General features: G+C 43.1%; 20 protein-coding genes. 7 read left to right on the top strand and 13 right to left on the bottom strand.

Going from position 1 to position 24,308, the window contains the following annotated elements; genetic code table 11:
* The first annotated feature begins 67 nt into the window (after positions 1 to 67).
* On the top strand, positions 68 to 1,516 hold the full coding sequence (locus tag Xedl_RS13295; protein WP_074024328.1) for a flavin-containing monooxygenase: 1,449 nt from the start codon (positions 68 to 70) through the stop codon (positions 1,514 to 1,516).
* A gap of 188 nt (positions 1,517 to 1,704) precedes the next feature.
* Entirely contained in the window at positions 1,705 to 2,826 is a 1,122-nt protein-coding gene (gene asd / locus Xedl_RS13290; RefSeq protein WP_074024327.1) for an aspartate-semialdehyde dehydrogenase, read from the top strand.
* A 76-nt stretch (positions 2,827 to 2,902) separates the two neighbouring features.
* On the opposite strand, the gene gyrB is transcribed toward asd, so the two are convergent.
* Genes gyrB through dnaA form a run of 4 tightly spaced genes read right to left on the bottom strand, consistent with a single transcriptional unit; the run spans position 2,903 to position 8,938 of the window.
* Positions 2,903 to 5,317 (bottom strand): DNA topoisomerase (ATP-hydrolyzing) subunit B, encoded by a 2,415-nt coding sequence (gene gyrB / locus Xedl_RS13285; RefSeq protein WP_074024326.1) that lies wholly within the window; start codon positions 5,315 to 5,317, stop codon positions 2,903 to 2,905.
* Between the two features lie 18 nt (positions 5,318 to 5,335).
* Positions 5,336 to 6,427, bottom strand: a complete 1,092-nt coding sequence (recF, locus tag Xedl_RS13280; RefSeq protein WP_074024325.1) for a DNA replication/repair protein RecF — start codon at positions 6,425 to 6,427, stop codon at positions 5,336 to 5,338.
* Positions 6,428 to 6,444: 17 nt separating this feature from the next.
* Entirely contained in the window at positions 6,445 to 7,545 is a 1,101-nt protein-coding gene (gene dnaN, locus Xedl_RS13275) for a DNA polymerase III subunit beta (RefSeq protein WP_074024324.1), read from the bottom strand.
* A 4-nt stretch (positions 7,546 to 7,549) separates the two neighbouring features.
* Positions 7,550 to 8,938, bottom strand: coding sequence for a chromosomal replication initiator protein DnaA (gene dnaA, locus Xedl_RS13270; protein WP_074024323.1), 1,389 nt, complete (start codon positions 8,936 to 8,938; stop codon positions 7,550 to 7,552).
* A 732-nt stretch (positions 8,939 to 9,670) separates the two neighbouring features.
* On the opposite strand from dnaA, the gene rpmH reads away from it, so the two are divergent.
* From rpmH to mnmE, 5 genes are all read left to right on the top strand, one after another.
* Entirely contained in the window at positions 9,671 to 9,811 is a 141-nt protein-coding gene (rpmH, locus tag Xedl_RS13265) for a 50S ribosomal protein L34 (RefSeq protein WP_000831330.1), read from the top strand.
* Between the two features lie 17 nt (positions 9,812 to 9,828).
* A complete protein-coding gene (rnpA, locus tag Xedl_RS13260) occupies positions 9,829 to 10,188 on the top strand; it encodes a ribonuclease P protein component (RefSeq protein WP_074024322.1) in 360 nt (119 codons plus the stop codon).
* Positions 10,152 to 10,412, top strand: coding sequence for a membrane protein insertion efficiency factor YidD (yidD, locus tag Xedl_RS13255; RefSeq protein WP_047771132.1), 261 nt, complete (start codon positions 10,152 to 10,154; stop codon positions 10,410 to 10,412). Before rnpA ends, yidD begins: the two co-directional genes overlap by 37 nt.
* Before the next feature lie 2 nt (positions 10,413 to 10,414).
* Positions 10,415 to 12,031, top strand: a complete 1,617-nt coding sequence (gene yidC, locus Xedl_RS13250; protein ID WP_074024321.1) for a membrane protein insertase YidC — start codon at positions 10,415 to 10,417, stop codon at positions 12,029 to 12,031.
* Between the two features lie 95 nt (positions 12,032 to 12,126).
* A complete protein-coding gene (mnmE, locus tag Xedl_RS13245; RefSeq protein ID WP_074024320.1) occupies positions 12,127 to 13,491 on the top strand; it encodes a tRNA uridine-5-carboxymethylaminomethyl(34) synthesis GTPase MnmE in 1,365 nt (454 codons plus the stop codon).
* Between the two features lie 104 nt (positions 13,492 to 13,595).
* Here mnmE and Xedl_RS13240 read toward each other — a convergent pair whose 3' ends face one another.
* From Xedl_RS13240 to Xedl_RS13200, 9 genes are all read right to left on the bottom strand, one after another.
* The gene (locus tag Xedl_RS13240; RefSeq protein WP_074024319.1) at positions 13,596 to 14,684 is read right to left on the bottom strand and encodes a saccharopine dehydrogenase family protein; all 1,089 of its coding nucleotides are present in this window, start codon (positions 14,682 to 14,684) and stop codon (positions 13,596 to 13,598) included.
* A gap of 189 nt (positions 14,685 to 14,873) precedes the next feature.
* Entirely contained in the window at positions 14,874 to 15,440 is a 567-nt protein-coding gene (locus Xedl_RS13235; protein WP_074024318.1) for an NAD(P)H-dependent oxidoreductase, read from the bottom strand.
* A 104-nt stretch (positions 15,441 to 15,544) separates the two neighbouring features.
* Positions 15,545 to 16,288: an SDR family NAD(P)-dependent oxidoreductase gene (locus tag Xedl_RS13230; RefSeq protein WP_074024317.1), complete on the bottom strand. Its 744-nt coding sequence runs from the start codon at positions 16,286 to 16,288 to the stop codon at positions 15,545 to 15,547.
* Between the two features lie 13 nt (positions 16,289 to 16,301).
* The gene (locus Xedl_RS13225) at positions 16,302 to 17,066 is read right to left on the bottom strand and encodes an SDR family NAD(P)-dependent oxidoreductase (protein ID WP_074024316.1); all 765 of its coding nucleotides are present in this window, start codon (positions 17,064 to 17,066) and stop codon (positions 16,302 to 16,304) included.
* The gene (locus Xedl_RS13220) at positions 17,063 to 19,906 is read right to left on the bottom strand and encodes an aminotransferase class III-fold pyridoxal phosphate-dependent enzyme (RefSeq protein WP_074024315.1); all 2,844 of its coding nucleotides are present in this window, start codon (positions 19,904 to 19,906) and stop codon (positions 17,063 to 17,065) included. The genes Xedl_RS13225 and Xedl_RS13220 overlap by 4 nt, the downstream gene beginning before the upstream one ends.
* Positions 19,907 to 19,920: 14 nt before the next feature.
* Positions 19,921 to 20,685 carry a hypothetical protein gene (locus Xedl_RS13215; protein ID WP_074024314.1) on the bottom strand — a complete coding sequence of 255 codons (765 nt, stop codon included), beginning with the start codon at positions 20,683 to 20,685 and terminating at the stop codon, positions 19,921 to 19,923.
* Entirely contained in the window at positions 20,675 to 21,973 is a 1,299-nt protein-coding gene (locus Xedl_RS13210; protein WP_074024313.1) for a beta-ketoacyl-[acyl-carrier-protein] synthase family protein, read from the bottom strand. Before Xedl_RS13210 ends, Xedl_RS13215 begins: the two co-directional genes overlap by 11 nt.
* The gene (locus Xedl_RS13205; protein ID WP_074024312.1) at positions 21,973 to 23,055 is read right to left on the bottom strand and encodes a hypothetical protein; all 1,083 of its coding nucleotides are present in this window, start codon (positions 23,053 to 23,055) and stop codon (positions 21,973 to 21,975) included. The genes Xedl_RS13210 and Xedl_RS13205 overlap by 1 nt, the downstream gene beginning before the upstream one ends.
* Before the next feature lie 3 nt (positions 23,056 to 23,058).
* Positions 23,059 to 24,195 (bottom strand): beta-ketoacyl synthase N-terminal-like domain-containing protein, encoded by a 1,137-nt coding sequence (locus Xedl_RS13200; protein WP_074024311.1) that lies wholly within the window; start codon positions 24,193 to 24,195, stop codon positions 23,059 to 23,061.
* Between the last annotated feature and the right edge of the window lie 113 nt (positions 24,196 to 24,308).

Genomic DNA, 24,308 nt, shown 5'->3' with positions numbered 1-24,308 from the left:
AAAATAACATGACATATTGAACAAGCCATTTATCTGGTTAAGAGAATCTTTTTGCAGGAGAAGTAGTATGAGTAACCATTATGATGTTTTGATCATAGGTGCCGGAGTTTCTGGTATTGGCATGGCGTGTCATCTGGCAAGGGAATGTCCTAATAAAAAAGTCGGGATCTTGGAGCGTCGTCATACGATAGGGGGAACTTGGGATTTATTTCGCTATCCAGGTATTCGTACAGATTCGGATATGATGAGCTATGGCTATAAATTCCGTCCTTGGACAGATACCAGTATTTTTGCTGATGGGCCTTCAATTAGAAATTATCTCCATTCTGTGGCAACAGAGTATGAAGTCGATAAGAAAATACAGTTCGGGTTAAAGATTATTCAAACTGACTGGTCAAATGAAATTTGCCAATGGACTGTTACTGCAATTGATGAATCCAGTGGAGAAACTCGGCAATTTACCTGTCATTTTCTTATCATGGCGACAGGTTACTACAACTATGATGAACCTCATTTACCCAAATTTCCTGGTCTTGAAGATTTCAAAGGTCCAATCATTCATCCTCAATACTGGCTCGAAGAATTGGATTACAAAGGAAGGCGAGTTGTTGTGATTGGAAGTGGTGCAACCGCAGTCACTTTACTGCCTGCAATGGCTAATGATACTGAACATATCACCATGCTACAGCGTTCCTCCAGTTATATTTTATCAATACCAGGAAGGGATAAGATTGCAGAACTGTTAAAAGGCATTATTCCTCAACGTTGGATTTATACGTTAAGTAAAAATCGCAATATCTTATTTTTTAGTTCTCTATATAAGATAAGTCGATATTTTCCTAACCTGCTCAGATCGTTTTTATTGGGATTGGCTCGCAGAAAGGTTGGCTTTGGTTTTGACATGAAACACTTGACGCCAAAGTACATGCCATGGGATGAACGGTTGTGCTTTGTTCCCGACAGTAACCTGTTCAACGTACTGAAAGAAGGTAAAGCTTCTATCGTTACCGACCAGATTGAGCGTATTACTGCAAATGGCATTTTGTTGCAATCTGGTAAGGAATTACCCGCAGATATCATAGTGACAGCGACGGGGCTGCAATTACATCTTATGGGGGGAATAGAACTTTTTATTGATGGACAAAAACCACAAAGTCATAGCCAATTGTTATATAAGGGAACATTGGTACAGGGTGTTCCTAATTTTGCTTATCTGGTTGGCTATATCAATAATGCCTGGACATTAAAAATTGATCTCTCAGCCGAATATATTTGTCGTTTGTTAAATGAGATGGATCGCCGCCATGCCAAGGTGGTCACACCGCATGCGCAACCGGATGAAGTAGTAATTAATGAGCATATTTTTGGTTCTTTGCGTTCAGGTTATGTGAGGCGTGGTGAATCTGGTCTTCCTCGTCAAGGGCGTAGCCAAAATTGGCATGTTTCACATGATTATAAAAAGGATAAAGAGATATTTGGGCAAACTATTGATGATACGGCATTACGGTGGAAGTAAATTTTAACTCACGATTTGTGATGAGCCGTAACAAACCGAAGGCAAATCTCATGGTTTCAAAATGGCAGACATATCGCTTAAAAGTTCCAGTGCTATAGCTCATAAATATACTTGCACCTTTCGCTATATTTTGTCAGTTTTAATGATATCAGTGGTATCTGATAAACATCTTTCAAGGCAGGGTAAACATGAGTAAGAGTGTAGGTTTTATCGGCTGGCGTGGTATGGTCGGCTCAGTATTGATGCAACGAATGATAGAAGAACGGGATTTTGACGAAATAAATCCGGTTTTCTTTACTACTTCCCAACACGGGCTTCCTGCCCCGCAGTTTGCAATAAATAGCGCAGGAAAATCGGGAGTGCTACAGAATGCTTTTGATATTGAGGCGCTGAGTGCACTAGATATTATCATTAGCTGTCAGGGCGGGGATTATACCAATGAAATCTACCCTAAACTGAGAGCAACCGGCTGGCAGGGATATTGGATCGATGCCGCTTCTGCGCTGCGTATGAATGATGATGCTGTCATTATTCTTGATCCTGTTAACCATCAACATATTCAAAATAGCCTGAATAAAGGCATCAAGACTTTTGTTGGCGGTAACTGTACCGTTAGCTTGATGCTGATGTCATTGGGAGGGCTGTTTGCCAATGATTTGATTGAGTGGGCATCGGTATCAAGCTATCAGGCGGCCTCTGGTGGTGGTGCTCGCCACATGCGTGAGCTGCTGGTGCAAATGGGGATGCTGCATAATCAGGTTGCTGAGGAGCTACAAAACCCCGCTTCCGCGATTTTGGATATTGAAAAACGTGTAACGGATTTTACCCGCAGCGGTGCATTGCCAACTGACCAGTTCGGGGTTCCTTTGGCGGGAAGCTTGATTCCGTGGATTGACAAGCAACTGGAAAATGGACAGAGCCGCGAAGAGTGGAAAGGTCAGGCGGAAGCCAACAAGATTTTGAACACGGGCAGTCATGTGATCCCGATTGATGGTCTGTGTGTACGTATCGGGGCATTGCGTTGCCATAGTCAGGCATTTACCCTGAAATTGAAAAAAGATATCCCGATCCATGAAATTGAAGCTCTGTTAGCTTCCCATAATGATTGGGTTCGCGTTATTCCCAATGATCGTGAACTAACGATGCGTGAGCTAACGCCGGCTGCGGTTACGGGCACGTTGAATACGCCTGTGGGTCGTCTGCGTAAGCTCAATATGGGACCGGAATATTTATCTGCCTTTACGGTGGGCGATCAGTTGTTATGGGGAGCAGCAGAGCCTTTGCGTCGTATGTTACGTATTTTGCTGTAAGAATAAATATAGAGGGATAATATTTTATCCCAGATAGCACAGGGTTATCTGGGATAATTGGATTTAAGCCGTAATATTAGATATCAATATTTGCCGCTTTCAGGGCATTCTCTTCAATAAATGCCCGTCGAGGTTCAACAGCATCCCCCATCAGGGTCGTGAACAGTTGGTCAGTGGCAATCGCATCTTTCACTGTTACACGCATCATACGACGTGTTTCTGGGTTCATGGTTGTTTCCCACAACTGATCCGGGTTCATTTCTCCCAGACCTTTATAGCGTTGGACGGAAAGACCACGGCGTGACTCTTTAGTCAGCCATTCCAGAGCCTGTTCAAAGCTGCTTACGACCTGACGACGTTCACCACGTTCGATGTATGCATCTTCCTCAATCAAATTCCCGATCAATTCACCCAGTTTGGTAATACGGCGATACTCGCCACCGTGGATGAAATCAAAATCCAGATTGTAGTTGGTATCAACGCCATGTGTACGAATGCATAGAACAGGCTCGAAAATCTGGCGTTCGCGGTTCTCATGGATTTGATAGCTGTAAGTACTGCCATGTTGCTCGTTGTCATTTAGACGAATAGCCAGTGCACCTACCCACTCTTCCACTTTTGCCTGATCGTTCAGAGCTTCTTCGGTCAGTTTCGGATGGTAAATCAGGTTGTTCAGCAAAGCTTGCGGATACAGACGTTCCATACGACGGATAATTTTCTGGGCGGTATTGAATTCAGTCACCAATTTTTCCAGCGCTTCACCTTTCAGGGCGGGTGCATGTGGGTTGGTGTACAGAGCCGCGCCATCCAATGCGATGGACATCTGGTAGGTTTCCATTGCATCGTCATCTTTGATGTATTGCTCTTGTTTGCCTTTCTTCACTTTATACAGTGGTGGCTGGGCAATGTAGACATAGCCGCGCTCAATGATTTCCGGCATCTGACGATAGAAGAATGTCAGCAGCAAAGTCCGGATGTGAGAACCGTCAACGTCGGCGTCGGTCATAATGATAATGCTGTGATAACGCAGCTTGTCTGGGTTGTATTCGTCACGGCCAATGCCGCAACCCAACGCAGTGATCAACGTGGCGACTTCCTGTGAGGAGAGCATTTTGTCAAAGCGTGCTTTCTCAACGTTCAGGATCTTACCTTTCAATGGCAGAATAGCCTGGTTCTTACGGTTGCGTCCTTGTTTTGCCGAACCACCCGCAGAATCACCCTCCACCAGGTAGAGTTCGGACAGCGCCGGATCACGCTCCTGACAGTCAGCCAGTTTGCCCGGCAATCCGGCCAGATCCAGCGCACCTTTGCGGCGGGTCATCTCACGGGCTTTGCGTGCCGCTTCACGGGCACGGGCTGCATCAATGATTTTGCCGACGACGATTTTAGCATCGTTCGGGTTTTCCAGCAGGTATTCCACCAGCTTCTCATTCATCAGGGTTTCGACCACCGTTTTCACTTCGGAAGAAACCAGTTTGTCTTTGGTCTGGGAAGAGAATTTAGGATCAGGGACTTTAACGGAGATCACCGCAATCAGGCCTTCACGGGCATCATCACCGGTAGCGCTGACTTTGGTTTTTTTGTTGTAACCCTCTTTGTCCATATAGCTATTGAGGGTACGCGTCATTGCGGTACGGAAACCAACCAAGTGGGTTCCCCCATCGCGCTGAGGAATGTTGTTGGTGAAACAGTAAATATTTTCCTGAAAACCGTCATTCCACTGCATGGAAATTTCAACACCGATACCATCTTTTTCGGTATAGAAATAGAAGACATTTGGGTGAATTGGATTTTTATTGCGGCTCAGGAATTCAACAAACGCTTTGATCCCCCCTTCATAGTGGAAGGTATCTTCGGTATTTGTCCGTTTGTCGACTAAACGAATGGCAACACCGGAGTTGAGGAATGATAATTCACGCAGGCGTTTTGCCAGAATATCGTATTCGAACTCAGTGTTAAGCTTAAACGTATCCATACTTGGCCAGAAACGGACAGTCGTTCCTGTCTGCTCAGTATCACCGACGACTTTCAGTGGTGACTGTGGCACGCCCAGACAATAGGTTTGTTCGTGAACCTTACCTTCACGGCGGATAGTCAGTTCCAGTTTTTCCGATAAGGCGTTAACAACAGAAACCCCCACACCATGCAGACCACCGGAAACTTTATAGGAATTATCATCGAATTTACCCCCCGCATGCAGCACGGTCATGATGACTTCTGCTGCTGAAACACCTTCTTCTTCGTGTATGTCGGTAGGAATACCGCGGCCATCATCCTGCACAGAAACTGAATTATCTGCATGGATAGTGACAGTTATTTTGTCACAATGACCTGCGAGGGCTTCGTCGATAGCGTTATCAACAACCTCGAAGACCATGTGGTGCAGGCCGGTACCATCATCGGTATCACCGATATACATGCCTGGACGTTTACGGACGGCATCCAGCCCTTTTAATACCTTGATACTTGAGGAGTCATATGTATTCGACATCAACGTTTCTCGCTCATCTTAATCCTGTAGTTGAACCTCTATTTTGCCATGTTCTACGCGAAACATCCTGCTATTTACATCAATCATGTCTGTAACTTGCCCAGGCGTGATTGCACTGACAAACACTTGGGCTTGCGTAGATTTTAGACGCTCGGCTAATAGCTGACGACGGCCGGCATCCAGTTCTGAGGCAAAATCATCAAGCAGATACAGGCACTTTTGCCCGCTCTGTCGGGTGAAATATTCACCCTGTGCTAACCTCAACGCACACATCAGTAGCTTCAACTGACCACGGGACAGCATATCTTCTACCGGTGTGCCGTTCACCCTGATCCGCAGATCGGCTTTATGCGGGCCAGAGGCGGTATAGGCTAGCGATCTGTCGCGCTCAAACTGCCGCGCGAGCAGTTGTGCATATTCACTCTCTTTGTCCCAACCTTGTTGGAAGCTGATACTGAGTGTGAATTCAGGTAAAAATTGTTTGCAGGTTTTTTCTATATCCTCAGAAATTTCTGCAATATATTCAGCCCGCCATTGACTAATTTCGGTTGCCAATGGGGCGAGTTCTCGATCCCAATGCTGGATTTGGCTGTAGCGAGTGACTTGTCGCAGTGCCGCATTCCGTTGCTTAAGCAGCCTTTTCAGGTTAGCCCAGGCAGCAAAAAAGCGTGGTTCATTGTGAAAACATCCCCAATCAATAAAGGCTCGACGATATTTCGGGCCACCATTTAGCAACGTAAAACCTTCTGGCGTAATGAGTTGCATCGGCAGTATTTTCGCTAATTCAGCAATTTTATGTCCATCACTGCCATCTATCCTGACTTTGCTGTCGCCTTGGCGGTTTTTGCTTAATCCCACTGACAAAATACGTTCACAGGATTGTTGAGTAAGTCGCCCGTGAAGAATGAACTCTTCGCAATCATGGCGAATTACCCTTCCTGCCTGAATACTGCGAAAAGCACGGCCATGACCCAATGTATAAATGGCTTCCAATATACTTGTTTTGCCGCTACCGTTTGGCCCAACCAGAAAATTAAAACCGGTTGCCAGTGGCAGGTCAGCATCCGCGATATTACGGAAATCGCGGATCAGCAAACGCGAGAGAATCATATAATGGGTTAATTTTGTTACAGGCGCATTGGCATCACGACATAAGTCGCAGCCTGGCTAGCTGAATTCTCAATTTTTACGCTAGATGTGGCATCAGTTAGCAGGAGGCTCACTTGCTCGCATTTCAATGCGTTTAGAACATCCAACATGTAGCTGACATTGAAGCCAATTTCCATTTCAGTACCCTGGTAACTGACATCAACAATCTCTTCTGCTTCTTCCTGCTCTGGATTATTGGCGGTAATTCTAAGCTGGTTTTCACTTAAGTAGATGCGAACGCCCCGGAATTTTTCATTGGACAAAATCGCTGCCCGCGAAAATGCCTGCTTAAGTATGTCGCAACTGGCTTCCAATGTCTTATCGGGATTTTTGGGCAATACGCGACGATAATCAGGAAAACGACCATCAACCAACTTCGATGTGAAGATAAAATCACCAACATGAGCACGAATATTATTGCTGCCAATCTGCAATTGCAGCGGATTGTCACCACCATCCAGCAGACGCATTAATTCAATAACGCCCTTGCGCGGGACGATCACGGAATGGGACGGCAGATTTTGCCCGATGTTCATGGAACACACTGCCAAACGGTGTCCGTCTGTGGCAATGGTACGCAGCTCTTCGCCTTCAGTTTCAAACAACATACCATTCAAATAATAGCGAACATCCTGATGCGCCATGGAAAATTGAGTGGATTCGATCAGGCGTTTCAGTGTCGCCTGAGGTAAGGAAAATTCGACTTCGCTTTGCCAATCATCCAGATTAGGAAAATCGGAAGCGGGTAGCGTAGAGAGTGAAAAACGGCTGCGACCAGAACGAACAAGAATGCGATCGCCATCCAGTTCTACACTGATTTCTGCTCCGTCAGGCAGCCCGCGCCAGATATCGAAAAATTTACGCGCGGGGACAGTCGTTGCACCTTGTTCATGTGGCTGGGTAAGTGTAACCCGCGCCTTCATTTCCATTTCCAAATCGGTACCTGTCAGCAGCAGGGAGCCTTCTGTTACCTGCAATAATAAATTGCCTAAAATAGGCAGGGTAGGGCGACCGCCTAAGGGGCTGCTAACCTGTTGCAAAGGTTTTAATAATTGCTCACGTTCAATGATAAATTTCATAGCGCTAGGAAGACAATGTTCTGATTAAGTTAGAAAAATCTTCTTTGATATCGTGACTCTCTTCACGCAATTGTTCGATTTTTCGACAAGCGTGAAGTACGGTGGTATGGTCACGTCCACCAAAGGCATCCCCGATTTCAGGCAAGCTGTGATTGGTCAGCTCTTTTGCCAACGCCATTGCCATTTGTCTCGGACGGGCAACGGAGCGCGAACGGCGTTTGGAAAGCAGATCCGCGACTTTGATTTTGTAATATTCAGCCACTGTTTTCTGAATATTATCGATGGTTACCAGCTTTTCCTGTAGAGCCAATAAGTCACGTAATGCTTCGCGTACAAAATCAATAGTAATCGCACGGCCGGTAAAATTGGCATTGGCGATGACTCGATTCAAAGCGCCTTCGAGTTCACGAACGTTAGATCGCAGGCGTTTAGCAATAAAGAAAGCTACTTCCCCTGGCAACTGAATTTGATTCTCATCAGCTTTCTTCATCAGAATGGCAACACGAGTCTCCAGCTCCGGTGGTTCAATGGCCACGGTCAATCCCCAGCCAAAGCGGGATTTTAACCGATCTTCGACGCCATTTATCTCTTTTGGATAGCGATCGGAGGTCAGAATAATCTGTTGATTACCTTCTAACAGAGCATTGAACGTGTGAAAGAATTCTTCTTGGGATCGCTCTTTATTGGCAAAAAACTGAATATCATCGATCAATAGGGCATCCACTGAGCGATAATATCGTTTGAATTCCTCTATCGCATTGTTTTGCAATGCTTTTACCATATCCTGAACGAAACGCTCAGAGTGCATATAAACGACTTTTGCATTGGCCTTGCGTGCCATAATGCTATTGCCGACAGCATGCAAAAGGTGAGTTTTACCCAATCCGGTTCCGCCATAAAGGAACAGAGGATTGTATGCCCCTCCAGGGTTATCAGCCACTTGTCTGGCGGCCGCTCTGGCGAGTTGGTTGGATTTACCTTCAACAAAGTTATCGAATGTATGCTTGGGATTAACATTGGAACGATAGGATAACTCTGGTTGAGCTTTTGCATTGTCCCAGCTTGGGCGTACCGATGAACTGGATGGCGCAGTGACCACCGGCATATCGGCAATGATTTTCTGAGATTTAGACTGGTTTGGCGAAACGGGCTTATTCCCTACTTCAAAACGCAGTAACGGTACTTCAGGACCACAGAAATCATTTAATAACAAATTGATATTATTAATATACTTCTCTCTTACCCAATCCAACACAAAACGGTTGGGGGCATAGAGAGCCAAAGTGTTATCACTCAGTTCTGCCTGAAGGGGTCGTATCCACATACTGAATTCTGTGGCAGGTAACTCATCCTGCAATCGGGCAAGACATTGCTGCCAAAGCGAAAGTGACACGGCGAACTCCCCTAAAACAAGACCAATAAAAGAAACCGGAATAAAAGATACGTTATATTGGGCACAAGGCGTTACTCCTCGTGGCGAGGAAGATAGCATGTACCTTGTGGCGATTTTTAACATCATCGCTCCCCAGAAATCCACATAATCTGTATATAGAGAGACTGGGATCGGGATCAACGATCATAACGCAAAAGACGATACAAATCCTCATTCTTTTACACAGCTTTGACGCTTTTTATCCACAGGGAGATCACCATGCTTTGGCACTTGCAGAATATAAAGGCCCATAAGAGATACTGTAGTGGAATCATGGTATATAGCAAACTTCATTTAATTATCGTTTGAAATTCAATAGGCAAATAATGTTATGTTCACACATTAAGAAGGTAATGATCTGTGTATGATCCTTGCGCTTTATTACACAGTCCGTATAATCTTGCACCCTGCGTGTTATGCCAACGATTTTTTCCGGTTAGGTCTGGTGAGGATTTGGGGTTAGCACTTCGGGTAGCAAAAAGTCTGACCTTCTGTGATTGAAGTAAAAAATCTGACAGGGGGCGATTAGGCTCGCGTCATCTTGGATTGACTAGAGGTAGTACATTTTATTACAATCCTGCGTCTTTCTATATATTGATGTTGCGACTGAGGCATCGGTGTCTACTTTATTCTCACTGGTCGCCAACGCATTTGCTGAATCAGTAACAAATTTTAAGCTAGGTAGAAATCGCTATGAAACGCACTTTTCAACCATCCGTACTGAAGCGTAACCGTTCTCACGGCTTCCGCGCTCGTATGGCCACTAAAAATGGTCGTCAGGTTCTGGCTCGCCGTCGTGCGAAAGGCCGTGCTCGTCTGACTGTTTCTAAGTAATAAAGCTAACCAACCAAGTGGTTAAGCTCGCTTTTCCGAGGGAGTTACGTTTGTTAACTCCCGAGCATTTCACTTATGTTTTCCAGCAGCCGCAACGGGCAAGCTCCGCAGAGATAACTATTCTTGGGCGCTTGAATGAGCTGGGGCATCCCCGCATCGGTCTAACCATCGCCAAAAAAAATGTTAAACGCGCCCATGAGCGTAATCGCATTAAGCGACTGGCTCGTGAAAGTTTTCGTTTAAACCAGCATAAATTGCCTCCAATGGATTTTGTGGTTTTGGTGAGGAAAGGGGTCGCTGAGCTCGATAACCGTGAGCTAACGGAAGCTTTGGGCAAATTATGGCGTCGTCACTGTCGCTTGGCTCGCGCCTCCTGATTGCTTTGATCAGGGGTTACCAGTTAGTGATTAGTCCACTACTGGGGCCTCGTTGTCGTTTCAATCCTACCTGTTCCCACTATGGCATAGAGGCATTGCGCAGGTTTGGGATGATAAAAGGCAGTTGGTTAACAGTGAAACGCGTATTAAAATGCCACCCTTTACACGAAGGTGGTGATGATCCTGTCCCACCTAAAAAAAACGACGATAACAGAGAACATTAACGATGGATTCGCAACGCAATCTTCTTCTCATCGCTCTGCTGTTTGTTTCGTTCTTGGTCTGGCAGGCGTGGGAAAATGATAAAAACCCACAACCAACGGCCCAGATCACGCAGCAAGCAAATACTACGCTGAGTAGCGAAGCAAGCAGTGGGCAAGGTAAACTGATCACCGTGAAAACGGATGTGCTTTCATTGCACATTAATACCCGTGGCGGTGATATCGAGGAGGCTGATCTGCTGGCCTATCCTGATACTCTCGGTTCCAAAACTCCGTTCAAATTGCTGGAAACAACCCCTGAATTCACTTATCAGGCTCAAAGTGGTTTAACGGGTATCAATGGTCCAGATAATCAAGCTGAACGCCCGCTTTATCATGCCACTCAGAATAGCTTTGTTTTGGCTGATGGTCAGAATGAATTGCGTATTCCAATGACTTATACCGCGCCGGACGGCGTTGTTTATGTCAAAACCTTCGTTTTAAAACGGGGCGACTATGCCGTTTCTGTTGATTACAACGTCAATAACGTCAGCGATAAACCATTACAGATGGCGTTTTTTGGTCAGTTGAAGCAGAGCGTTGAGCTGCCAAAACATCGTGATACTGGCAGCAGCAACTTTGCCCTGCATACTTATCGTGGTGCTGCTTACTCTTCTGATGAAGCAAAATACGAAAAATACAAATTTGATGATATTGAAAGTAAAGCGCTTTCTGTGACCACAAAAGGCGGCTGGGTAGCGATGCTCCAGCAATACTTCGCCACTGCGTGGGTGCCGGGGGAAAGCAAAACCAGTACTTTCTATACCATTGACCTGAAAAACCAAAAAATGGCGATCATCGGGTACAAGGGTGAAAACATCAATATTGCGCCAAACAGCCAGCAGAATATCTCTTCTACCCTGTGGGTTGGCCCTGAAATTCAGGACAAAATGGCAGCGGTTGCACCACATCTGGATCTGACCGTGGATTACGGTTGGTTATGGTTTATTTCCCAGCCATTATTCAAGTTGCTGAAATTCCTGCATGAATTTATCGGTAACTGGGGCTTCTCCATTATTGCGATTACCTTTATCGTGCGCGGTATCATGTATCCGCTGACTAAGGCGCAATATACCTCAATGGCGAAAATGCGTCTGTTGCAGCCAAAAATCACGGCGATGCGTGAGCGTTTTGGTGATGACCGCCAGCGCATGAGCCAGGAAATGATGGCACTGTATAAGACAGAGAAAGTGAACCCGTTGGGTGGCTGCTTGCCTCTGGTGATTCAAATGCCAATCTTCCTGGCGTTGTATTACATGTTGATGGGTTCTGTTGAGTTGCGCCATGCTCCATTCATGGGTTGGATTAAGGACTTGTCTGCTCAAGATCCCTACTACATCCTGCCATTGCTGATGGGTGTGACTATGTTTGTTATCCAGAAACTGTCACCGACAACCGTGACTGACCCAATGCAGCAGAAGATCATGACCTACATGCCTGTCGTGTTCACGGTCTTCTTCCTGTGGTTCCCATCGGGTCTGGTGCTGTACTACATCGTCAGTAACCTGGTTACCATTATCCAGCAGCAAGTTATTTTCCGCAGTCTGGAAAAGCGTGGCTTACACACCCGCGAGAAAAAGTAGCTGGTTAAAACAAATATAAGTGGAAGGCGGTCATTGGCCGCCTTTATTATTTTAGTTTTGAAAGATAACGAATATAGGTCAAAAGAGAGAATTTCATGAATACCACCGATACGATAGTCGCTCAGGCCACTCCTCCGGGACGGGGCGGTGTAGGCATTCTGCGTATTTCTGGCTCTAAAGCTGCGGAAGTTGCTGAGGTGGTATTGGGCAAACTCCCAAAACCTCGTTATGCCGATTACCTGCCCTTCCGTGATGCAGATGGCTCTGTACTGGATCAAGGCATTGCACTTTATTTCCCTGGCCCTAACTCATTTACGGGGGAAGATGTTCTGGAGTTTCAAGGGCACGGTGGTCCAGTTATTCTGGATTTGCTGTTAAAGCGTATTCTGACTATTTCCGGTGTACGCATTGCCAACCCTGGCGAATTCTCTGAGCGGGCTTTCCTCAATGATAAACTTGATTTGGCACAGGCAGAAGCCATAGCGGATTTGATTGACGCCAGTTCTGAACAGGCCGCACGTTCCGCGATGAATTCTTTGCAAGGCACGTTCTCCAACCAAGTTCATCAAATGGTAGAAGCGTTGACTAACTTGCGGATTTACGTTGAAGCCGCGATTGATTTTCCTGATGAAGAGATTGATTTCCTTTCCGATGGCAAAATAGAAGCCAAGTTGGATGAAGTGATCGCAGAACTGGAACATGTTCGTTCACAGGCGCGTCAAGGCAGTTTGTTGCGTGAAGGCATGAAAGTCGTGATTGCAGGGCGCCCGAATGCAGGTAAATCCAGCTTGCTCAATGCACTGGCAGGCCGTGAAGCCGCGATTGTGACTGATATTGCAGGGACAACGCGCGATGTTTTGCGTGAACATATCCATATTGATGGAATGCCGCTGCATGTGATTGATACGGCAGGCTTGCGCGAAGCCAGTGATGAAGTAGAGCGTATTGGTATTGAGCGGGCATGGCAGGAAATTGAGCAAGCGGATCGGGTGCTGTTTATGGTAGACAGTACGACAACCGATGCCATTGAGCCTGCCCAAATCTGGCCGGAATTTATGGTTAAGCTGCCAGAATCACTGCCTGTTACCGTCATTCGTAATAAGACAGATATGACGGGGGAAGAAACGGGCGTTACGGAAATCAGTGGTTATACATTAATTCGTCTCTCTGCCCGTGATGGGGAAGGTATCGATTTTCTGCGTGATCACCTAAAAGAAACCATGGGTTTTAACAGCAATACAGAAGGCGGTTTCCTTGCCCGTCGTCGTCATTTGCAGGCATTAAACACAGCAGCGGAACATTTACAGGAAGGTCATCAACAGCTCGTTTTTGCCCGTTCAGGAGAACTTCTGGCAGAAGAACTGCGTTTGGCACAGCAAGCATTGAGTGAAATCACCGGTGAATTCACTTCCGATGATTTGTTAGGCCGGATTTTTTCGAGTTTTTGTATTGGGAAGTAAAAGAGCGATTCTTTGACCTAACAATCGTGGTGCTGTTGTGAGTTCTCGGCTTTTTATCCAGTTAAATTTGTTATTCAGGGTAAACCACAACAGCAGATGTTTTTTTACTCTGCGTCACTATTAACACTGAACTGAATATGTTCTGTCGATAACAGCATTTTCAACTTTTCAATATCTAAGAATATTTCGCCAGTACTGAAGATCGCCGGAGCATTATTCTTTATCTGTTCCGTTAACTGTATCACTAAAGCCGCCGCCCCTGTTGCTGTTAAATGCGTCTGCCCTTCTGGATCCATCAGTTGAAAACAGACACACTTACGATATCCTTTTCTATCAATACCTTGTATATCCGTGCGAATTTGATGTTTATATCCTTGGCCTGGATTATATAAGATTTTTCTACGAAGGCCGGTCGCTATTCTCGTTGATAATAGTTTCCAAATCCCTTTTTTAACCAAGAAAGATAATAGCTGATTACTCTTAGGATTATCAAAACCGATTCTGGTTGCGACAGTTTGTGCATTTGTAATTAAAGGTAATATAAATTGTTCGGGCATATCAACACGAAAAACTTTATGGTAGTTACCATCACCAAATAAAATCATGCGTTCATCAGAGAAAGGAAAAATCTTTTGATATTTACCCTTGTTTTTTACTATAAAAGGGGTTGTCAGCCTATCCAGATAATAAATTGAGTTTGGTCCAGCTTTGTCATGCAAAGAATATAATACACTTATATCGATACTCTCAATACTTGTGAATGACTGACTGATATCATTGATGAATGCTGCTACAATTCCAGCCATCCATGATGATGCAAAAATCATATGATTCGGTTTTTGGCTTTGCATAACGGCTGCTTTACTGAGTGCAATTTGTAAAGGTTCCGTCCAACGTGTTATATCCACATACGCGATATTATTCTGATGTGCAAAATGTAATAATTTGTCTTCCGTATCATTAACCAAGGTTAATATGATATCAATTTTTAATTTATTGGGTACAGAAGGGTTTTCAATATCAAATAACAAATATGTTGAATTAATCAGTGTATTAGACAGTTTTTTGGCTTTGTCAATATCCCTTCCGGCAATAATTAACGCTAAATCAGGATGATATTTATTAAGGATTTGTGCAACTTGACGACCTACAACACCATAACCACCAACGAGTAATATAGAAATGTTATTCATTTTATAGTCCTAACATATTTCATTAAAAAATAGTCCAGCACATTAATTTTAGTGACGATGAGAGGTTTGACAAAAAATTAAAATGAGATTACGCCAGAGTATTAGAGTCTGGCGTTGATAATAATGTGGCTACCAATATAGAGTAAACCAGTGAAAAAATGTCAGTAAATTCTAAATGACCATCTATTCCTAAATAACTATCGATTCCAGCATGCTTTTTCTTTCTTCGTCACTGACCTTAGGAATAGCATAAAAAGGGATAACGTCAACGGGAGAAATACCCACTAGACCTAACGTTCCAAAGGTCATGCTGCGCATGAAGTGATCTATTTCCATACCATTTTGGATTAAAATATTTTTTTCAGTCCCTAAAGTGATAAATACCGTTGCGGTTTTTCCTGTTAAATAAGGAATAAAAGTATTTTCATCTTCATAATAAGCAAAACCATTAGAAAAAACTCGGTCAATCCAACCCTTAAGTATGGCTGGCTGACCAAACCACCAGACGGGATAAATAAAAATAAGATGATCAGATTCTTTAACCATAGTTTGACTTTTCGCAATGTCCGGCAATACCTTACCTCTGTGTAGGGCTTCAAAATCTGGGCTATCAAGTATAGGATTAAATTGCTCATCATAAAGAGAAATAAGGCTGTATTCTTCACCTTTCTTAACTATTTCACTAATTATCTTTTCTTTAATGGCATGATTAAAACTTTTAGGATTAGGATGAGCGTAAATAATCAAGTGCTTCATTTTTTGATTTACTCCTTTAAGCAATAAAAAACAAACGTCTGGAGGGGATGAGTGAATATTTACAAACACACCCAGAACAACAATGATGTAGCAATAACTCTATTTTACATTCCTCCTCTTTCACCCCCATCAATGGTTAACCCCTGAGCTGTAATCATAGCAGCCTCAGGAGAAATGAAAAACATGACTGTACCGGCAACATCCTGTGGACTAACTAAACGTCGTAATGGAATTCTTTTAGCTGCCCTTTTTAATAAGACGGATGTTGAACATCCTAATAATTGCGCCTGGGGTTCCAGGCCTCTGACAAACATTGGTGTATTTACCCAAGCAGGCAACACGGCATTGACCGTAATATGTCGCTTCGCAAGATCCAGCGCTAATGATTTGGTTAAACCAAGTAAAGCATGTTTTGATGCACAATAAGCTGTATTACGGGTTGTCCCTATCTTGCCAAGGATAGATGAAATAATGACAATTCGTCCACCAGAAACGATATCAGGTACAACCTGTGATAATAGACGCTGAGTCGAATGTAGGTTGGTTGTCAGTACCAAATCCCAGATATCATTTTGGTCAATATCATTATCATCCGCTTTACCATGGCTAACAACGATCCCTTTTATTTCACGCTCTTTAACCAGAGGCATTAATTCGCTGGTTAATGCTTCCTCTTCAACTAAATCGATTTGGAGGGGATGAATATAGTCTGGTGATTGTTCGACTAACTCATTTAATCCATCCTGGTTAATATCAATGGCAATAACGTGATATCCAGCCGCAACAAGTTTTTGGCAAACAGCAAATCCAATACCGCTTGCTGCACCAGTCACAATAAATGTTAGCATTAATTTTCCTTATTTAACTGAGTGCTATGCCACCATTAACATTAATAACTTCACCCGTTATATAATTATTTTCTATAAGAAAATGTATTGCACTGGTAATATCATTAACATGCCCAACTCGTTTGAGTATTACTTTATTATTGACTAATTCCTTATATGTACTTAATAAATTATCTGTCATCTCTGTTTGAATAATTCCCGGTGCGACAGCATTAACCCGAATATTTTTAGGCGCTACCTCAACGGCAAGCGCCCGTGTCAATGATTCTATTCCACCTTTAGTTGCCGCATAAATGGACTGGCCTTTATTTGGCTTACTGGCTGAAATGGAAGAGATATTGATAATATGACCATTCCGCTGTGGTATCATCGCTTTCAGCACTTCACGGCTACACAAAATATAGCTCAACAAATTGTTATTGATCAGTAATTCAATATTTTTAGTTTCCATCGTCGCCAGCAACCCATCGCGGGTTATCCCGACATTATTGACCAGAAGATCAATACGACCAAATACGTTAATCACCTTATTAATAAATGTATTAACTTCTTCAGCTTTAGCCAAATCAGCCTTAATAGGTAAGATATCTGGGTAAATTAGCTTCATTTCGGCAATAAAATCGGTTAATTGAGGCGTTTCATTTCGATAACAAAAAGCGATACGATATCCCCTCGCCAACAAACTTAAAACGATAGCTTTACCAATACCTTTACTGCCTCCCGTCACAATGGCATTTTTTGTGATGGTGTCTGATCTTAACTCTCCGTGATGGTTCATAAACTTGAATTCTCTTTGATATCAGATAAAGTGAAATTATGTTTTCTGGCGATTGCCATAATATCAATCACCTGATCAGCAGAAATATTCCCGTATGAAAAATTCCCTTGGTACTCTTCTAACCCCAATAAAATCGTTTCTGCCATGCAAGCATAAATCTGCCCTTCCTTCAAATAGGCACGGACACGATTATCTAAACTATCATTGTGAGGTGTCTGAACAATTCCTCCCCGCAATATTTTGATATCTGGCCGACTAAGAACATCTTCGTCAGAAAGGTTATGTGGTACTGAAATATCACAGACGATTGCTTTTTGTTTGATTTTTTCAACCGATAAAAAAGCCTCTGAGGCATTCGACGCACACACAATCACATCACAGTTTTCAATATCAGAAATATTTTGAGAGGTGTAGATAAATGTCTGAGTGGGGTAATACTGATTCAAATAGTGCTCTATCTCCATTCCAATATTTGTCTTACCAATGAGATAATCAGCAGGCATAGTGGAAAGGCCATCAACTATTCTTTTTGCTAACCCTTCAGTAACTGGCATCTTATTAATAATAAACTGGTTATAGATATTTTCATAAATATGGTATTTCACTCTATCCAGTTTTTTCAGCGAACCGTGATTACTGCTACCTATCAAGATCACTTCTTGAAATTGAGGGCCTAATATCTTTGCATAAACACTTCCGATATTCCCTGCTCCTCCCACAATCGCTATCCGCATGTTAGCGCTATTTCGATCGGTAATACTTTTCTGCAAGGCTTCAATGCCAATGCCTATAGTCAAAGCATTACCTGTTGTCACGTTGATTGACGTATTTTTTAAGGATTTGCCATTATTGGTGATGATAGACGTAAACATGCCCAACCCAACGACCATATTCCCTTCAGAGGCTGCTTGAGTAACCCGAACTTCAATTTCATGCCGTAAGCGCCCTAACTCATTTTTTTCTAGTGCTTTTTTGATCATTTTTGACGTCACTGTCAGTGGATAGAGCGTGAATTCCACCAATTTACCCTTATCCGAACGGATACGTGCCGCTTTGAAAGATTTGGTTGCGAGATTAAAGGTGGAATTTTCGACAAACAGTTCTAATTCTTCATCACTAAATATGCTGAATGAGGGATCAACCTCCCTAAGCCCGCTTGCGGAAATCAGATGGTTAATAAAAGCCACTTTATAGTCAGCCTCTCTGTCATCATTCTGCGAGGCTTCTATCCGCCGATAATCTGTAGCCACAGTGTGCTCCTTTTTCCCAAGCATGGGAGCAACGATAAACCCTGCGTCAGCATGACGGATCGCCAGACAAACTTTGGAAAGGGCGCCAACAAACCGAATAATTTGTTCAACTTCCAGAAATACTGAGGGTTCTACACGAATAACGTTTGCTGCACTTCCAGAAGGGGCGACACGAATGTGGCTACCACACAATAAATGCCCACTAATCACATAGCCTAAGCTACCTTGTACGGCAATATTTTGTAAGATATAGGAGTCAGAATTAATGACATCATGAAACTCTATTCCCCAGATCAATCCCTTGCCACGAACATCTCGAATGACATCAGGATACTGTTCTTTCAGCGCATTCAGCCGTGTTCTGAATTCCTCCCCTAATTGAGTCACTTGTTTTAGTAAGTGGCGCTGGTCAGCATGCAGAAGATTGACGAAATCATGTGCTACCCGACAAGAAAAATCATCTTCACCAAAGGTGGAGCTTTGAATGACATCAAATCCCGGTGTAAAACTTTCCTGACGGATAGCTACTACCCCAACTTTGACATATCCCGCACCCAAGGCCTTGGAAAGAACGTAATAGTCTGCATCAAGATCGACATCACTGGATGCGACTAAAAATCCACATCTTCCTGATCCTGATTGAACTTCATCAGCAATAACAGGGCAACCCAATATCTGTTTTAGCCGGTTAATTCCGCCAATTTGTTCTGCATTAAGCGGGTAAACGCCGCCCTCTCCCTGTATAGGTTCTACGAGAAATGCGGTAACAACTCTGAATGGTTTCTTCGTTAAAATAATTTGGTTATTCTCTTCTTGCGGTAACCACAACCAACTATTAAAAATATCATTGGCTTTTTCACCCATGCTCGCAAATTCATTCAATTTTTCAGAAGAAAGGAAATGCGTGTCTATTTTCATTCTTCTTAGATAATGACGATACATGGCACCATGCGTACAGTTGGCCGTCATGATCATTTTTCCATGAAAAGCATGTTCAAGAACTAAGAATGTTGGTTTTGTATTCAATCGATCCTGAACAAATGCCATCAAGGCTAATTTTATCTCTTCGACAGTGGCATTTTCCCCCAATTGCAAACGCTGGCGCTGTTCCTCTGTCAGTACAATTTCTTTATCAGCGCTGATTTTGGTAATCGCTGTTACAACTTCCTGCGCTAATTCTTCAAGTTGAGCATTACGTGTAAATTCTGCACTTTTCAGTGCAACTTCCATCGACTCCGCCCCTGTACTCGCAAAACAGAAGATAAAATCACGATGAGTTCCAGTTTCTTCTTTTAGTAATTCATTAAGACGTTCAGCTAATAATGCGGCAGGTTTTCTGATGGAAAATTGGTTATGAACAGGAATTTCTTCATCAAGATAGGACTTTATTTTTTCTCTTATAAAAGGAGAGTTATGACCTAATAATGTCGCACCATATCCTCCCAAGAGATCCAAGACAGGAATTTCTTTATCATTTTCATCTTTGTAATAGAGAAAATTACCTGCTGCCCGGTGATAAGTTCTGTTTAAACCAAGTGAAATTAATGCCTGAGTTAGCTGAGGTTTACAAAAAGTAGCGTAATTTTCCATTGTAAATCCTATTGTTAATTAACTGTTTCAACCTGCCTATGGGGCTTTATACGATCTGCTATATCCTTGATAAAAAAGAGAGTTTCAGCAGCATAATTTCTCTCACTATAATTCTGATAGAGATATGGAATATCAATGAGATGTGAGTTACCTTGCGGTGTCTGGTTTTCAACTCTTGTGAGAATGAAAGTGGCGCCAAACTCAATACTTCCACCCGAAAATTCAGATTGAATATCTTGAGTTATACTCCCTATCCCGGAAGCAACCACTAAGGCGTAGTCAATCAAGTGATTATTCAGACACAACTCAGCTTCGCTAAATGCCGACAGTAAGCCTAAATTTCCACGCAAAAAAGCAGCACAGTCACATTGCAAATTGAGTTCTTGGGAAAGGATGCCCAACAGGTTATTACTGAGTGATAGAGTGATTAAGAAAGGATTGACTCGTTCACATTCCCAGATAGTTTGATAAATATGCTTTGAATGGTGAGCCTTAGCTTGTTCATATTCTGGTAATAATTCTGAAGGTAATGGATGAAGATAGCCATATTGCGTGGTATACAGGCCAAATTTTATTTTTGGATCACTGATATTCAAGCCGGAGGCAATTAAAGCCCTTCTGGTTGAAATAATGCCTTTCTTCGTTCCCGTAGAATAAAAACGTCTGAGCTTTGCATTTTTAATTAGCTCATTGCCATCTTTTTCATCATTTAGACTATTAAATAGATGACAAGGGGTGGTTATATTATAATTAACCAGTTTTATTATCTTATTTTCCATCGTAATCCCCTATAACTAAGCAGGAATTGATTCCACCAAAACCAAATGAATTGGTTATCGCATTCTTCACCGGGAAAGGCCGCCCATAATTTGGAACATAGTCCAAATCACAAAGTGGATCGGCAATTTCAAGATTAATCGTAGGTGGAATGAATTTATGCTTTACAGTCAAAATAGTCGCCACGGCTTCAATGGCGCCTGCTGCCGCTATCCAATGGCCTAACATCGATTTGGTTGATGAAATTAAGGGAGGCTGAGAACCAAAAATACGCTTTATGACAGCGGATTCCTGAGCATCGTTCAAGGGTGTTGATGTACCGTGAGCATTGATATAGTCGATCTGATGCAGATGCAAACCACTATCCTTGATAGCTCGCCTAATGGCACTTTCTGCGCCAATCCCAGTAGGATGTGGCGCTGTCAATTTATAGGCATCTAAGGAAGCCCCATAGCCTTTAATCTCAGCATAAATTTTGGCTCCTCTGCGTAGCGCACTTTCTTCACTTTCAAGAACCAGAAATGCACCACCCTCACCCGCAACCAATCCACTACGATCTTTATCAAAGGGGCGACAAAGTCTATTACCCCACTTTTCTGTTGTGGCAGCCGCTCCCAATAATTTCAGCCCTATCAAGGTATGAAGATTGATAACTGAGTCAGCCCCACCCGCCAGCATGATGGACGTTTCGCCTCTTTTTATGGATTGACAAGCCAGCCCGATAGCATGGGTCGCTCCAGCACAAGCAGCATTCACGTTTACCGCAGGCCCCGATAAAGAAAATCGGCGTGCAATTTCTTTTACCATGCCATCGTTGCTGCATCTTATGCCGGAACAGAAACTCAAGTTATGACGTTGTTCGAACAAGGCTGCAATAGCTTGTTGTTCAGTGTCCTCGTCATGACGACTTTTGCGCCATAGATGTCTGTCATCCTCTGAGAGTTCGGTCACGCCACTACATCCATAAATGCCGATAGGCTGTTTATTCTTCTCCCAGCTCGGCATGAATAACCCCGCATCTTCCAGCGCTCTGGACGTTGAGATAATGCCCATAATGCCACGCTTATCCGTGATACCTGATGTCGGTAGAGAGGCTGAGTTTTCAGTGAGTAAAGTATTAAAATCAATCTGAGCGCCATATTTCACAGGCAGTACACCATTATCCTCAAATACGAGTGGCTTAACTGCTGATTCTCCATCACAGAGCTTTTTCCAAACAGTATCAAGACGGGTGCCGAAAGCACTCACGACCCCCATTCCTGTAACAACAACACGATGGTCAGATAGCATCACAATTCTCTCTTAGCCATTTTCATTCGAAGCAAAACAGCAATGCACTGTTTTTCCAGACCATGAACCAATATCAGTACCAAAGAGGAGGGTTGTTGAGAGATAAAATTCGAATGGACATTATCGACACTTAAGGTCTTTTGGTGCATTTCAATGGCCAGGTTGATAGCAATAAAAGAGGCGGCAGGCCCCGTATATCCGATAGCTTTATCAAGATTAAACTGTATGGCATCAGGAAAAATACCATGCGTCAATGAGATAGATTCATTATCAACTTTTCCAACGTGGATTATTTGCTGTGGTGATACATCTGATGTGTTGACTTGCGACAAGAAACGGGAATATTGCTTGCTGTTGTGAATTATCATGCGATTAACATAAGTTACCTCACCATCAGCATTTTGGCTATCTTCATGTAAGGTGATAAACGAGGCAGCTTCCGCTGGCAGCCACGGTGTATCACCGATTAAATGCTCATAAGCAAGGTAATACCATGTTGAGATTTTCTGGGCATTACCCCCACAAAGTGCAAACTGACAGCGTTTTTCTTTGAGACTGTAATAACCTTCCAGAAGAGCATGACCGCCTGCATCAACATGAGGAGAAAAGAAAGCATTATCGCCTATGATATCAAGATGTTGTGACAAATGGCTGGCTGTGGAAGTATTCAACAGTGTCAATCCCATCAATGGAGGCGTCTCCACTAATGCTCTGGAAACATAATCCTTATCATCTTTCGTATCAGATGCAATAAGATACGAATTATTATCAGCATCACTTGTGCCTAGCCCAATAAACAACCCGCGTTGTTCAGGAGGAAAGTATTCACCAATACTGTTTTCCCACGTTTTAATGCCGGTATAGAGCACCCACTGACTTTGCTCATGCGCTGTTCGTCGAATCATCTTATCCATAGAAGACATGACAAAATCACCTTCTTTGATGAATCTCTCTCCTATAATATGTGGGAAACGCAGCGTATTGTCTGATAAGTCGGCTTCTTTTATATTTCCATGAATAATATCAGCCATATTTAGGCCATCAGGAAGCAAACTACTTCCTCTGGTTATATAAATTGCCATAACCTATCCCTCAGCTCGTTTTAAAATCAAACTACTATTCTCTCCACCAAAGCCAAAGGAATTACTGAGGATATGCTTGACCCGCAGAGCTTTTGCCGCCTTGTTTACATGAATTAAGCCATCAATTTTTCCCAATTCAGAAAAGTTAAGGCTGGGAAGAAGTTGATTATTATTCAGCGTTTCAATTGAAAGTATCGTTTCCAGTAGCCCACTCACCGCTAATGAATGCCCCATCGCTGATTTAGTAGAAATAACGGGTGGTTGATGAGGGAAAAGTGCATTAATCGCTTTACTTTCCGCAAGATCATTATTGACCGTTGAAGTGCCATGAGAACTGATGTGATCGATATCTTCAGGCAATAATTCAGCATCTTTCAGCGCTGAAGACATGCTGTTGAGGTAATATTTACCCGATAAATCCGTTGATGTCATTTTATAACCTTCAGATTGTCGGGACATACCTGCAATTTCAGCCAATATTTTGGCCTTTCTGCCAATAGCGTGAGCATAATTTTCAACCACCAGAAACGCAGAAGCATCCGCCAAAACGCAGCCTGCTCTGTCTTTATCAAATGCCCGTGAAGATTGATTTAATTCTGTAAATTTACCATCATAAAGCGCCCTGACTTTTTTGAACAAGATTTGCATAATAGGGTGAGTAGCTTCTTCAGAAGCACCCACCAGGGCTATATTGCGCCGACCACTTTTAATGGTGAGATATGCAGAATAGAGAGCGACCATACCTGCCGTACAAGCATCACTATAGACTCTTGGTTGCCCCGATAGATGAAAACACTTAATCAATTCTTCAGCAATTTCATACGGGCGCATCAGCGCCCCAACATGTTCAATGTCAATATATTCTGAGGAGGATGTATTCCCATTGAAGTAATGAGTTAGCGTATCACCATCAATAAACATCTTATTGTTGGCAAAAAATAACTCACATTTATATTGTTTCAGTTTCTGATGGGTTAATCCTGCCATTTGCAAACTATTTTCTCCTGCACAATAAGCCATCAATAAAACACGATTATTGGAGGGTTGCTCCGTAACGTTGAATTGATTACGTAACTTATCTATATCTGTGGAAGTTAATTTAGCGCTTGGAATATTATTTATTCCATATTTTTTTAACAACGCGTCTTCACAGATAAGTTGATCAGATAAACTATCTGCATTGGTGTTATAATCGGTAATCAGATGACTTATTGCCTGTTCTTATGAAATCGAATATCACACTGTCTGAACCA

Source organism: Xenorhabdus eapokensis, assembly GCF_001908105.1.
This window is presented reverse-complemented; position numbering and strand designations above follow the sequence as displayed.